A 13,090-nucleotide genomic window follows, 5' to 3' on the forward strand; every position below is an offset into this window, starting at 1 on the left:
TTCCAGCGTTCATTTATTCATGTCCCCCATCAACAACCGCCCCATCCGAACTCAAAGCCTGCGGCTCCAGGTCTACGACGCCCTGCGCGAACGCCTGCAGAGGGGCGACATCAAGCCGGCCGACCGGCTGCTGGATCTGGAAATCGCTGCGGACCTGGGCATCTCGCGCATGCCCGTGCGCGAGGCCCTGCTGCAATTGACGCACGAAGGCTATCTAGTAGGTACGACGCGCGGCTTCATGCTGCCCACCCTTACCTTCGAGGACATGAACGAGATCTTCGACATCCGCAAGCTGCTCGAGCCGCGCGCCGCCGCCATGGCCGCCCGCGACATCCAGGACGAGCAACTGGAACAACTGGCCGCTGCCGTCAGTCTGGCCGAAACGTCCCACCACGAAGGCAATGCCGAGCAGTTCATCGTGGCCAATTCCGATTTCCGGCTGGGCTGGCTCCAGGCCGTCGCCAACAGGCGACTGGCCGCCATCATCAAGCGCTTCGCCGACCACGTCCAGACCGTGCGCTTCGACACACTGCAAGTGGCTGCCACCCGCCAGATCGCCCTGAACGGGCTGACCGAACTGCTGCCTTTGTTCCAGCGCCGCGACGTGCTCGGAACCCAGGAGCGCATGGAGCGCTTCATCATCAGTTCGCAAGAGGCCTTCATTGCCGCCCGGTACTCGGCGCCTTCCGACCCCAAGCCCGCGCAAACACCGCCAAACGCCCACTCCGATCACGAACAACGCCCACGGCCGGGCGTCACCGCAACCGCATGAAGAACACCACAGCAACCCCGCAACACGACTCCACCACGTCCCTGCGCATCGGCGTTGCGGGGGCGGGCGCCATAGGCTGTACGCTGGCGGCCACATTGGCTCATGCGGGCGAAACCGTGCATCTGCTGGCACGCGGCGCCACCTTGCAGGCAGTGCAGAACCGCGGCATACAGCTTGCGCGGGCCGAAGACACCATCCACGCCCCCGTCCACGCCGCGGCCGACGGCCGCGAGCTGGGCGAGCAGGACGTCCTGTTCCTGTGCACCAAGGCCCACGACCTGGCGCAAATACTGCCCGCCATCAAACCCATGGTAGGCCCCCATACCTGCATCGTCCCGCTCATCAACGGCGTGCCCTGGTGGTATTTCCAGGGAGTGCCCGGGCGCCTGGCCGGACGCGCCATCGAATCGGTGGATCCCGAAGGCGCGCTGCTGCGGGCCATTCCTTCGGAGCAGGTCATCGGCGCCGTCGTCTTCATTGCCGCCGAACGCTCGGCACCGGGCGCGGTGGTGTCGCGCAACCCCATGCTGCTGATCCTGGGCGAGCTGGACCACACCGAGACGCCCAGGCTGCAGCGCATTGCCGCCATGCTCAATGCCGCCGGCCTGCCGGCCCGCATCAGCCCGCGCATACGCGACCCGCTTTGGACCAAAATCATCGCCAATCTGGTTTCCAACCCGCTGTCGGTGCTTTCGGGGGCCACCCTGGAGGCGCTGTTCAGCGACCCTTGCCTGCTGCCCATCGTGCGCAAGCAACTGAATGAAGCCATGGCGCTTTCCGCCGCCTACGGCGCTCGAATGGAGTTCGACCCGGCTGCCATCATCGAACAGGCCGCCGGCATGGGGCCCATACGCACCTCCATGCTGCAGGACGCCACCCTTGGGCATCCCCTGGAGCTCGCCGCCATTGGCGACGCGGTGCTCGAACTGGCCCGCCTGCAGGAAATCCCCATGCCAGTCACGCAAGACATTCTTGCGCTGGTCCACTATCGCGACAAGACAGCACGTGCCGCACAACCACCACACGGAGCAGACAAATGAACGCATTAGCCACCCCAGAAGCCGTACGCACCCCCGTACTTCGCCCCTCGCACTGCAGCGAGGAAGAATGGGCGCTGCGCTGCGAGCTGGCCGAGTGTTATCACCTTATTGATTACTTCGGCTGGACGGAAGGCATTTTCAACCATATTTCGGCGCGCCTGCCGGGACCGACCCACCAGTACTTGGTCAACCCATTCGGCCTGCACTACACCGAAGTCACGCCCGCCAACCTGCTCAAGGTGGACCTGGAAGGCAACAAGGTGGAGCCCTCGCCCTATGAAGGCAACCCGGCCGGCTTCGCCCTGCACGGCGCTCTGCACGAAGCTCGCGACGACATCCGCTGCATCATCCACACCCACACCACGCCCATCTCGGCCGTGGCCATGAAGCAGGACGGCTTCGACTACAACAATTTCTATGGCGCCCAGTTGTTCGGCCGGGTGGGCTACCACACCTTCGAAGGCATTACGCTGTACGACGACGAAAAGCCGCGCATGGTGGCCAGCCTTGGCGACAAGCATATTCTGGTGCTGCGCAACCACGGCATTGCCGTTGCCGAAGGCAGCATCGCCAAAGCCATTTTCCTGCTCTGGACGGTGCAAAGGGCGGCCGAGGTGCAATGCGCCGCGGCGGCGGTGCCGGGCGCCAACACGCCGCTGCCCGATGCGGTCAAGCAAAAGTGCACCGAGCAAACCACCATGCTGATCCGCGACAGCTCGTTCGCCGACAGGTTCTTTGCGGGCCTGGTGCGCAAGATGCACGCGGAGCGCGGCCCAAGCTGGTAAGCGGCAAAGGCGGCACGCTGCATTGCGGCGCGCCGGATGCGGACCACGAACGGATCCGCCCAGGAGCAAGGCGCCACCAGGCTTACGCCTCTGCCTCCGCGTCCAGGCCCAGGTAGGCCCGCCTTAAATGAGGCTGGGCCAGAAGTTCGTCGGGGGTTCCGGTGGCCACGATGCGGCCTTCCTCGAGCACGGCGGCGTTCTGCGCCACCTGCAGCGCCATGGTCACGTTTTGCTCTACCAGCAATACGGCCATGCCACCGGCGTGGATATCGCTGATTACCTTGAACATATCCAGCACGATGCTGGGCGCCAGCCCCAATGAGGGTTCGTCCAGCAGCAGCAGGCGCGGCTGGGCCATGAGCGCGCGGCCGATGGCCACCATTTGCTGCTGGCCGCCTGACAGCGAGCCGGCCGGATTCTCGAGCTTGGGCACCAGCGCCGGGAACAAGGCGCAGACTTTTTCCAGAGACTGCGTCCTGGACGCCTTGGCCTTGGCCGTGTAGCTGCCCAGTTCCAGATTCTCGCGCACGCTCATGCCGGTGAACAGGCGGCGCCCTTCGGGCACCAGGGCAATGCCCCGGTCGCAAAAACGATGCGGGGCCAGCTTGGTGATGTCTTCGCCGTCGAAAAACAGTTTGCCGGCGCTGACCCGGTTCAGGCCGGCAATGGCGTTGATAAGAGTGGTCTTGCCGGCACTGTTGGGGCCCACCACGCACAGCAGCTCGCCCGCGCCGACGTTGAGCGATACGTCCCACAAGGCCGTGGCGGCGCCGTAGGCGACGCGAATAGTCTGTATTTCAAGCATAAGCGCGGGCTCCGGCAGGCTCTGGCGGTTGCGGCGGCGATTCGGCGGGCTTGCCCAGATACGTCGCCACGACGTCGGGACGGGCCATGACCTCGGCGGGCAGGCCCTGGGCCAGCACCTCGCCCTGGTTGAACACCACGATGCGGTCGCACAGAGCCATGACCGCCCGCATGACATGTTCGACGAACAGGATGGTGGTGCCCTGCGCGCGGATGCGCTGGATAAGCGCGACGGCTTCGTCGATTTCGGACGGCGTGAGCCCCGACAGCACCTCGTCCAGCATCAGCAACTGGGGATGCGCCGCCAGGGCCCGCGCAAACTCCAGGAACTTGCGCTGGTGCAGGTTGAGGTCTTCGGGCACGGCAAAGGCGCGGTCGGCAAGCCCGGTAAACTCCAGCCAATGCCAGGCCTCGAACTCGGCGCGGCGGCGTTCAAGCTGATGGGCGCCGAACATGGCGGGCAAGGCCACGTTTTCCAGCACGGTAAGGTGGGCAAACGGGCGCGGTATTTGATAAGTACGGGCAATGCCGCAACCCGCAATGCGATGCGCGCCGATGCCGGATATTTTCTTGCCGTCAAAGGTCATGCTGCCCGATGTAAGCGGGAAATGGCCGCTGACGACGTTGATGAAGGTGGACTTGCCCGAACCATTGGGCCCCAGCAGGCCCAGGATTTCACCGCGCTGCACGTCAAGATCGACCCCGCGCAACGCCTGCACGCCCTGGAACGACTTGCTTACGCCGCGGGCCGACAGCAGGATGCCGCCGTCATGCCCCTGCGTGCCGGCCTTGCCGGATGGGCCGCCTTGTGCCTGCCCCGCGGCGGATGGCGAAGGCGTAGCGCCCCCGGCCGACGAAGCCTGGCCGAACCGCGCCGCGTCGGCGGCGGAAGGCCCGGCGGCCGGCTTGCGGGCGAAGCGCTTCAACAAGCCGCCCAGTATGCCTTCGGGCATGAACAATATGACGACGATCAGGATGACACCCATGGCCACCTTGCCCAGCACGGCGCTGTCGCCGGAGGTAAAGCTGTACAGCAGGATGGTGATGGCGGTTGCGCCAACGGCGGGACCGGCCCAGTGGCGGGTGCCGCCCAGCACGCTCATGAGAATGACGGTCAAGGGCAGCAGTACGGTGAAGATGTCGCCCGTGGTGACGTACGACACGAACAGCGCGTGAACGCCGCCCACGCCGCCCGCCAGCGCGCACGACAGGGCGAATGCCGCCACCTTGTAGGCAAAGGTGGGCACGCCCATGACTTCGGCCACGTCTTCGTCGTCGTGTATGGCGAACAGCCCCGTGCCGAAACGCGCGTAGTAGATGAGCAAGGCAATGACCACGGTCAGGAAAGCCGCGCCCAGCGCCAGGTAGTAGAACGTAGCCGAGGGAGATGGCCCGATGCTGGGCACGGGCACGGCGCTAAGGTAGACGCCGGGGCCGCCGTCGATGGGCGTGTTCAGCACAATGGTCGCCACCACGAAGGTGGCGGCCAGCGTCAGCAGCGCGAACAACTCGCCGCGCACCGCCTTGACGCGAAACGAGATGACGCCCAGCACCACGCCGAAAAGCGCCGCCATGGCGGCCGCAATCGGCAGCGTCCATAGAAAGGGAACGTCGAACTGGCTGGTGAGCACCGCCGTCGTGTAGATGCCGATGCCGAAGAAAGCGCCATGGCCGAAAGAAAAATAGCCCGAATAGCCAGACAGCAGGTTCCATGACGTGGCCAGCGCTATCCAGTGGAACACCATGTACAGCAGCGACTGGTAAAAAGCGGGAAGACCAAGGTAAGGAATGACGCCTAGCCCCAGCGTCAGGACGACGACCAACAACAAGGATTTCTTCATGCCTGGATTCTCTCGGGTCGGGCAAGCAGAACGATGATGAGCAGCGAGAATGAAACCAGCGGCGCCCACGAGGGCGAAGCGACCGCCATGGTGATGGCTTCGCTGATGCCGATGACGAAGCCCGCCACGATGGGCCCCATGGGCCGGCCAAGGCCGCCCAGCATGACGCAGGCAAACACCACCCCTATCCAGCTGTAGATCTGGGAGGGCGCAAGCGTATAGCTCAAGGCGATGCAGACGCCGGCAATTCCCGCCAGCGAGGCGTTGATCCCCGAAAGCAGCAGGCCCAGGGCCTGCTGGTTGATGCCGAAGGCCGCGGCGATGGGCGCGTCTTCGGCGGCGGCGCGGATGGCCTTGCCGATGTCCGAGCGGCGCAACACCTGCCAGGCTATCAAGGAAATGCCCAGGCCCAGGCCCAGGGTGATGAGCTCGGGAACGGGCAGGTAGACCGTGGCGATTTGAAGCTTGTGCTCGGCATAGGTGGATTCGAGGCGCCTGTAATCGGCGGTCCAGATCCATTGCAGCACGGCCTCGATGATGATGGTCAGGCCAAACGTTACCAGCAGGGAATTGAACGGGGTGATCTTGAAGCGCGTCAGCACCCAATGCACGGCCAGGCCCACGACGAAGAACGCGGGAATGATCATGAGCAGCGTCAACAGGGGGTCGACGCCCCCCGAGGTCGAGAACTGATAGGTGAGATACGCGCCCAGGAAGGCCAGGGCGAAGTGCGCCAGGTTGATTTGGCGCAGCATACCCCAGGACAAACTCAAGCCAAGCCCCAACAACCCGTACAACGCCCCCGTGAATATGCCTGCCAGAATGGACTGCGCCAGCAGTGTAGAGCTTGGAAGATTCATTGAGTCACGCCGTTCAGGAAACCCGTATCTTTGCACCCGGCGCGGCCCAGTCGGTGGGCCATACGACCAGCCATTTGCCATCCTGGACCTGCTTGACGCGGCTGAGATCGTCGCCGAAATTGCCGGGCCCATTGAAACGCAGTTTGCCCTGGATGGTGTCGACCTTGTTGGCCCTTAGCCAGTCGGCCAGCTTTTTATCGTCCAGCGATTTGTTGGCGGTAACGGCGGCTTCAATGATTTGCCAGGCCGAGAACGACGCCGCCGCCTGGGTATCGACGGCCGTATCGGGCAGGTTGGCCTTGGCCGCGCGCTCGGCAAAGGTCTTGACGAACTTGGCGGCGATGGGATTGTCGGTGAACGGCGGATGCGATTCGAAAATGGTGACCGACAGGGCATTGTTGGCTTCGGGAGCCCGAAGCATGGGGCCCGGCGCCGGGTAGTGATAAAACTGATTGCGCGGCGCGTAATCGATTTTTTTCATGGCGTCGATAAGCTGGTTGCCCTCGAGGCCCAGCGCGCCTACCCACAGAAAGTCGGGCTTGGCTTCTTTGATACGGCCGGCAATGGGGCCGAAATCGCGGTTGCCGAAATCCCACTCCAGGAACAGGACTTCCTTGATGCCCCGTTTCTTGAAGACCTCGCGCGCGCCCACCGAAACGAAATGCACCGACGGGAACTTGCTGGTGACGATGGCCACGGTTTTTGGCAAGTGCGGCGTCGAAGCCAGGGCGTCGATGACGAGGTTGGGGGTGGAGACTTCAGGCGTGGGGCCGAAAGACCATGACGAGAACTGCCGGTCGTACTTGGCCAGCTTGGGAATGCCGAACGTGTGGTGCACCAGCATTTTGCCGTAGCGCTGAGCAACGCCCATGGCCGAAAGAATATTGCCGGTGGCGTAGGGGCCGATGAGCAGGTCGACTTTGTCGGAGGTAATGAGCTGCTCGTACAGGGTGCGGGCGACATCGGGCTTGGACTGGTCGTCTTTCAGGACCCATTCGACCGGCCGGCCCAGCAGGCCGCCGCGCTTGTTGAGGTCTTCAAGATAGATCTCGCCCGTAAGCTTGTGAACCAGCGCCGTGGCCGCCAGAGGGCCGGTAAGGGCCAGCGTGCCGCCTATGCGGATGGGCTCGCCTTTTGGTTGAGCAAACGCGGCGCGCTGTGCCAACGCCCCCGCCCCCGCCGCGCCCATCGCGGCCAGAAATACCCGTCGATCGATTGTCATGGAATGTTCCTTGGCTTTTTTTTGAGTTTGAATCGGAGAATAAGGCGACAGAACCCACCACCGCATACCGCCGCCAGAACCACACCGGGACGCGCGAAGCGCCCAGGCAAAACCCGCAACAGCTAGAACCGAAGCTGCTGCCGTACTCGAAATCGAACAGTGAACGCCAACCAGAAAATACCCGTGTCCCCCAATTCAAGGCTCCTGCCGGGCAAGCAATGCGGCGCGCGCGTGCAGCCAGGCGAGGGCTGAAAATATTATTTATTCTGTAACCGGAACGGCCGGGACGAGCGACTGCCCGCGTGTTGAATTGCCGGGCGGCCCCTACGTGCCGTGTGCTGAATGTCCTTGGTTTCGGTTGATTATATATATTCGACCCAAAAATAGAATCAGGGTTTCTACGCGGAACAATCGGCCAGCCGAACGCCTGGCATACACTAGTGAATTTCAACTGGGCAATCCGCCAAAACGCAATCAAGCCGGGCCTTTCCAGCAAACCATGAACACCGCCGACGCTTTCTTTATTCTGGGCCATGCCGGTACCGGCAAGTCATTCATAACCAGCCGTTTTATCGAACGGCAGAAGCGGCAGGGGCGCGCCTGGTGCCTGCTGGACAAGGACGTGGTCGGCGAAAACTGGTCGGGGCCGCTGCTGCAGGCCATGGGCCAGGACCCCAACGACCGGGACAGCCCGTTTTTCAAGGAAAACGTGCGGGATCTGCAATATGCAAGCACGCTGCGCATTGCCGTGGATCAACTGGCGCTCGGGCTGGATACCGTGCTGCCCGGCCCATGGAGCCGGGAGCTGGCCTCGGGCGCCCTGTTCTCGGCGCGCGCCCTGGGCCTGCCCGAGGGAACCCGGCTGCGCCATGTCTGGCTCGACCTGCCGCTGGACATTCGAAAAGAGCGCATCGTCCAGCGGGCGGACCCCCGCGACCAATGGAAGCTGGACAATTGGGAAGCCTACGCCGCCGCCCTGAAACGACCCGCCGCGGTGGTCAGCGGCCAGGTGCCCGTTCTGGACGCCAGCCTTTCCATCGCCGAGCAACTGGCCATACTGGACGCACTGATCGTTTAACTCTTATACTGTACCCCAGTATATTATTGGGATCGATTGCCATGCCGCATTCACCTCAGGAAAAAAAACGGGTCCTGGCTCGCGTGCGCCGCATCAGCGGCCAGTGCGGCGCACTGGAACGCGCGCTGGAAGCCGGCGCCGACTGCGCGCCGGTGCTGCAGCAAATCGCCGCCATCCGCGGCGCGGTCAACGGCCTCATGTCAGAGGTCATGGAAGCCCACATCCGCGAAGAGTTCGGCCCCGCCACCATTTCCGACACCCAACGCGCCGAGCGTGTCAGCGAACTGGCCGGCCTCGTGCGCTCGTACCTTAAATAAAGAACGAAGCGGCCGCCAAAACCGCCGCTTCCCGCCCCCGAAACTCCGGATCAACCATACGAAACTCGAACCATCACAGGAGAACATCATGAAATCACGCGCCGCCGTTGCCTTCGAGCCGGGCAAGCCCCTGCAAATCGTCGAAATCGACGTCGAACCGCCCCGCAAGGGCGAAGTGCTGGTCAAGATCACACACACCGCGCTATGCCACACCGACGCCTACACCCTTTCGGGCGTCGACCCCGAAGGCGTGTTCCCGGCCGTGCTGGGCCATGAAGGCGGCGGCATCGTCGTCGAAGTCGGCGAAGGCGTCACCAGCGTCAAGCCCGGCGACCACGTCATCCCGCTGTACACCGCCGAATGCGGCGTGTGCAAGTTCTGCAAATCCGGCAAGACCAATCTCTGCTCGTCGGTGCGCGCCACCCAGGGCAAGGGCCTGATGCCCGACGGCACCACCCGCTTCAGCTACAACGGCAAGCCCATCTACCATTACATGGGCACCAGCACCTTCAGCGAATACACTGTAGTGGCCGAGGTCTCGCTGGCCAAGATCAACCCCCAGGCCCCTCTTGAAAAAGTCTGCCTTCTGGGCTGCGGCGTCACCACCGGCATCGGCGCCGTGCACAACACCGCCAAGGTTCAGCCGGGCGACACCGTCGCCGTGTTCGGCCTGGGCGCCATCGGCCTGGCCGTCATCCAGGGCGCCGTGCAGGCCAAGGCCGGCCGCATCATCGCCGTCGACACCAACCCCGACAAATTCAAGCTGGCCAAGGTCATGGGCGCCACCGACTTCGTCAACCCCAAAGACTACGACAAGCCCATCCAGGAGGTCATCGTCGACATGACCGACGGCGGCGTCGAATTCAGCTTCGAGTGCATCGGCAACGTCGACGTCATGCGCTCGGCGCTGGAATGCTGCCACAAGGGCTGGGGCGAAAGCGTGATCATCGGCGTGGCCGGCGCCGGCCAGGAAATCCGCACTCGGCCGTTCCAGTTGGTTACCGGCCGGGTCTGGCGCGGCAGCGCCTTCGGCGGCGTCAAGGGCCGCACCCAATTGCCCGGCATGGTCGAACAAGCCATGGCCGGCGAAATCAACCTCGACCCGTACATCACCCACACACTGCCGCTGGATCGCATCAACGAAGCCTTCGACCTGATGCACGAAGGCAAGTCCATACGGGCAGTCATCAACTACTGATCAAAAAGCTTCCACAAGGAAGGACGGCGGCGCGGATCCCTGCGCCGCCGTCTCAACAGCCAATCAATCGGAGACTATCATGAGTGCAGTGTCGATTCATCCGTCGGTGGACAACGGCATCAAGCCGGCCGCCGCCAACTTCGCCGGCGGCACGCTGCAGTGCCATTGCGCGACGAACAAAGTCGAAGTGAAAGTGGCGGCGCAAACCGCCCACAACCACGCATGCGGCTGCAGCAAGTGCTGGAAACCCAAGGGCGCCATTTTCTCGGTCGTTGCCGTAGTTGCACGCGACAAGGTCAGCGTCGCCGCAAATGCCGACAAGCTCAAGATCGTCGACGAAAGCGCCACGATCCAGCGCCATGCCTGCAAGGACTGCGGCGTGCACCTGTTCGGCCGCATCGAAAACAAAGACCACCCCTTCTACGGACTGGACTTCGTCCACACCGAACTGTCACCCCAGGACGGCTGGTCGGCGCCCACCTTCGCCGCCTTCGTGTCCTCCATCATCGAAAGCGGCACGCCGCCTTCGCAAATGGACGGCATTCGCGCCCGCCTGCGTGAAATCTCGCTCGAGCCCTACGACTGCCTCTCGCCCCCGCTGATGGACGCCATCTCCACCCACGTTGCCAAGGCCAAGGGCACACTGCGCGCCTGACCACGCTCCTAGGCCGTGCCTCGCCGCTCCAGGGCCTGCCGCAAACGTCAAAAGCTCCACCCGGTGGCAACCGGGCGGAGCTTTTTATTCGGCGCCGCTTATTGCTTGCCGGGATCCTTGACGTTATCGAAGTGGGTCAATTCGACGACCGAGTTCTTGCCGTCCTTGCGCTGGATGGAGCCAATGTAGATCCGCTGCACGATGTCGCGGGTTTCCGGGTCGATGCTGATCGGGCCGCGCGGGCTTTCCAGCTTCAGCCCTTTCAGGGCGGCCATTACCTTGTCGCCGTTCATGTCGCCATGCAGTTTCTTGGCCACCGCGTAGATGGCCGCCATGCCGTCATAGCCCGCCACCGAATAGGGCGCCGGCAATTCCTTGTCCTGCGAAACCTGCTCGTAGGCCTTCAGGAATTTCTCGTTCTCGGGGGAGGCCCGGCCTTCCATGTACTGGGTCGAGATAAAGATATTGGTGGCCGAATCGCCCAGCGCCTGCAGCACTTCGTTGGGCAGTTCGCTGACCAGCAGCACCTTGACGCCGGCCTTGCCCAGGCCGCGCTCCTTGAAGGCCTTCATGAAGCCGGTGATCTGGTCGCCGCCCGGCACGAACACGAACACCGCATCGGGCTTGGCGTCCTGGATGCGATGCACGAACGGCGCAAGGTCGGGGCTGTTGAGCGGAACCTGCACGCTACCGACGATCTTCCCGCCATTTTCCTTGAAGGTTTTTTCGAAGCCGGCCTTGGCATCCAGGCCGGGTGCATAGTCCGACACAATGGTAAACACGTTCTTGAAGCCGTGCTTGGCCGCCCAGATGCCCATGGGCGCGGCAATCTGCTGCAGCGTGAACGACACCCGCGCCACGTACGGCGAGCGGGTGGTAATACTGGACGCCGCCGCGTTCATGATGATCAAGGGCGTCTTGGCCCGGGTCGCCAAAGGAGCCGCCGCCAGCGCCTCGGGGGTAAAGCCGAAGCCGGCCAGCACGTTCACCTTGTCGCGCGTCAGCAGCTCCTGGGCCAGGCGCTTGGAGATTTCCGGGACCGGGCCGGTCGTATCGCGCACGATGATCTCTACCTTCTTGCCCGCCACCGTATCGCCATGCACCTTGATATAGGCGTTCATGCCATTGAGAATGCGCCGGCCGTAATCGGCCATGGCGCCGGTGAACGGCGCGATCATGCCGATCTTGATCGTATCCTGGGCGTGAGAGGGCGAGCCCGCCAGGCCCATTGCCATACAGGCGGCAGTCATTGCCAGGGTTTTGCGAAAATCCATTCTTGTCTCCAGTGTGTTTGTCCATAGCTATGCAAACAGCTGCGCGAGGGCGCGGCCGGACGGCCCGCCGGGGCGCACGTCCAAACGCCGCCGTCGAAGGCGCCTGGGCGCAAGCCCCGCCGACAACATGAAACGAGTGTAGGAGCCGCCCGTTTTGACTGTCAACGAAAGCGGCCATTAAGTGCGCATTGCGAACAAACGTAATGGAAATCCACGACCCTTACGGCACACTGAAGCCGTCCGCCAAAGACGTGTGCATACCCATGCATTCGCGTTCAAATGCGCGGCCCAACCGAACAGCGCGCCCGGCGCCAGGCCGCTAAAGAATGGATGCCAGCATCCTGCGCGCGCGCTCGAGCTCGGGCAGCAGCTGCTCGATCATATTGTCCAGGCTGCGGCGCGAAGTGGCGCTGACTATGCTCAGCGCCCCCAGCACGCGCCCGCCGCCGTCCCGGATGGGAACCGCCAACGAACGCACGCCAAGCTCCAGCTCCTGGTCGCACACGGCATAGCCCCGTTTCCGCACCTCGTCGAGCAGGGAAACCAGCCCCGGGACATCCACCTGGGTGTGCGGCGTAAGCTGTATGCGCGCCATGCGCTTGAGGCGCAGCAGCGCCTCTTTCCTGGGCAGGTCGGCCAGCAGCACGCGGCCTGTCGCGGCACCGTGGGCGGGCAGGCGGGACCCCAGCCCCAAGCCGTTGGACAGGCTGCGCCGCGTAGAGGCGCGAGCCACGAACACCACGTCGGTGCCGTCCAGCACCGCGAATGAACTGGATTCGCGCGTGCGTTCGCTGATTGCCTCCAGGGTAGGCTGCATGGTTCTGGCCAGGGAGTTGGACGCCAGGTAGGCATGGCCCAGGCGCAGGACGCGGGGCGCCAGGCGAAACAGCTTGCCGTCCCATTCCACATAGCCAAGACGCTGGAGGGTAAGCAGCGAACGCCGCGCGGAAGCGCGGGAATGCCCGGTTATGTCGGCGGCTTCGGTAAGGGTCAAAGCCTTGTTCGCAAGGCCGAAGGCTTCGATGATGGACAAGCCTTTTTCCAGGCCGGCAACGTACTCTTTTTCTTCTTTGCTGCGCTCGGGCGCGGCCGCCTGCCGCATCGAGCCGGCGGCCGATGCCCTTGCGTCGCTGTCGTTTTTTCTTGCGGTTGCCATGCGGGCATTATAAGCAGGAGAAAGCGCATCCGTATAGTTCGCTATGCGCACATTATGGCCGATTTCTTTGACTGCCATGCAAGGCCTG

At 63.5% G+C, this 13,090-nt stretch carries 13 protein-coding genes; 7 read left to right on the top strand and 6 right to left on the bottom strand.

What is annotated here, in order from left to right; all coding sequences use genetic code 11:
• The first annotated feature begins 19 nt into the window (after nt 1-19).
• The 3 genes from VNT00_RS07805 to VNT00_RS07815 are packed head-to-tail and all read left to right on the top strand — an operon-like array spanning nt 20 to nt 2,597.
• Nucleotides 20-772, top strand: coding sequence for a GntR family transcriptional regulator (locus VNT00_RS07805; protein ID WP_325586162.1), 753 nt, complete (start codon nt 20-22; stop codon nt 770-772).
• A complete protein-coding gene (locus VNT00_RS07810; RefSeq protein ID WP_325586164.1) occupies nt 769-1,812 on the top strand; it encodes a ketopantoate reductase family protein in 1,044 nt (347 codons plus the stop codon). The genes VNT00_RS07805 and VNT00_RS07810 overlap by 4 nt, the downstream gene beginning before the upstream one ends.
• Nucleotides 1,809-2,597, top strand: a complete 789-nt coding sequence (locus VNT00_RS07815; protein WP_325586166.1) for a class II aldolase/adducin family protein — start codon at nt 1,809-1,811, stop codon at nt 2,595-2,597. Before VNT00_RS07810 ends, VNT00_RS07815 begins: the two co-directional genes overlap by 4 nt.
• Nucleotides 2,598-2,679: 82 nt before the next feature.
• Here the strand turns inward: VNT00_RS07815 and VNT00_RS07820 are convergent, their stop codons facing one another.
• The 4 genes from VNT00_RS07820 to VNT00_RS07835 are packed head-to-tail and all read right to left on the bottom strand — an operon-like array spanning nt 2,680 to nt 7,324.
• Nucleotides 2,680-3,402 carry an ABC transporter ATP-binding protein gene (locus VNT00_RS07820; protein WP_325586168.1) on the bottom strand — a complete coding sequence of 241 codons (723 nt, stop codon included), beginning with the start codon at nt 3,400-3,402 and terminating at the stop codon, nt 2,680-2,682.
• Nucleotides 3,395-5,242, bottom strand: coding sequence for a branched-chain amino acid ABC transporter ATP-binding protein/permease (locus VNT00_RS07825; protein WP_325586170.1), 1,848 nt, complete (start codon nt 5,240-5,242; stop codon nt 3,395-3,397). Before VNT00_RS07825 ends, VNT00_RS07820 begins: the two co-directional genes overlap by 8 nt.
• Nucleotides 5,239-6,102, bottom strand: a complete 864-nt coding sequence (locus tag VNT00_RS07830; RefSeq protein ID WP_325586172.1) for a branched-chain amino acid ABC transporter permease — start codon at nt 6,100-6,102, stop codon at nt 5,239-5,241. The genes VNT00_RS07825 and VNT00_RS07830 overlap by 4 nt, the downstream gene beginning before the upstream one ends.
• 13 nt (nt 6,103-6,115) lie before the next feature.
• A complete protein-coding gene (locus tag VNT00_RS07835) occupies nt 6,116-7,324 on the bottom strand; it encodes an amino acid ABC transporter substrate-binding protein (protein WP_325586174.1) in 1,209 nt (402 codons plus the stop codon).
• Nucleotides 7,325-7,823: 499 nt separating this feature from the next.
• On the opposite strand from VNT00_RS07835, the gene VNT00_RS07840 reads away from it, so the two are divergent.
• The 4 genes from VNT00_RS07840 to gfa all read left to right on the top strand — a co-directional run bounded on the left by VNT00_RS07840 (nt 7,824) and on the right by gfa (nt 10,572).
• Entirely contained in the window at nt 7,824-8,402 is a 579-nt protein-coding gene (locus VNT00_RS07840; RefSeq protein WP_325586176.1) for a P-loop nucleotide/nucleoside kinase family protein, read from the top strand.
• A gap of 41 nt (nt 8,403-8,443) precedes the next feature.
• Nucleotides 8,444-8,719 carry a metal/formaldehyde-sensitive transcriptional repressor gene (locus VNT00_RS07845; protein WP_325586178.1) on the top strand — a complete coding sequence of 92 codons (276 nt, stop codon included), beginning with the start codon at nt 8,444-8,446 and terminating at the stop codon, nt 8,717-8,719.
• An 88-nt stretch (nt 8,720-8,807) separates the two neighbouring features.
• Entirely contained in the window at nt 8,808-9,917 is a 1,110-nt protein-coding gene (locus tag VNT00_RS07850; RefSeq protein WP_325586180.1) for an S-(hydroxymethyl)glutathione dehydrogenase/class III alcohol dehydrogenase, read from the top strand.
• Between the two features lie 79 nt (nt 9,918-9,996).
• Nucleotides 9,997-10,572, top strand: a complete 576-nt coding sequence (gfa, locus tag VNT00_RS07855; RefSeq protein WP_325586182.1) for an S-(hydroxymethyl)glutathione synthase — start codon at nt 9,997-9,999, stop codon at nt 10,570-10,572.
• Nucleotides 10,573-10,670: 98 nt separating this feature from the next.
• Here gfa and VNT00_RS07860 read toward each other — a convergent pair whose 3' ends face one another.
• Both VNT00_RS07860 and VNT00_RS07865 read right to left on the bottom strand, forming a co-directional pair.
• Nucleotides 10,671-11,846 (bottom strand): ABC transporter substrate-binding protein, encoded by a 1,176-nt coding sequence (locus tag VNT00_RS07860; protein ID WP_325586184.1) that lies wholly within the window; start codon nt 11,844-11,846, stop codon nt 10,671-10,673.
• Nucleotides 11,847-12,165: 319 nt separating this feature from the next.
• On the bottom strand, nt 12,166-13,080 hold the full coding sequence (locus VNT00_RS07865) for an IclR family transcriptional regulator domain-containing protein (RefSeq protein WP_325586186.1): 915 nt from the start codon (nt 13,078-13,080) through the stop codon (nt 12,166-12,168).
• Nucleotides 13,081-13,090 lie beyond the last annotated feature (10 nt).

Origin of the sequence: Eoetvoesiella sp. (assembly GCF_035555955.1) — a bacterium.
In the GTDB taxonomy this organism is placed as follows: domain Bacteria; phylum Pseudomonadota; class Gammaproteobacteria; order Burkholderiales; family Burkholderiaceae_B; genus Eoetvoesia.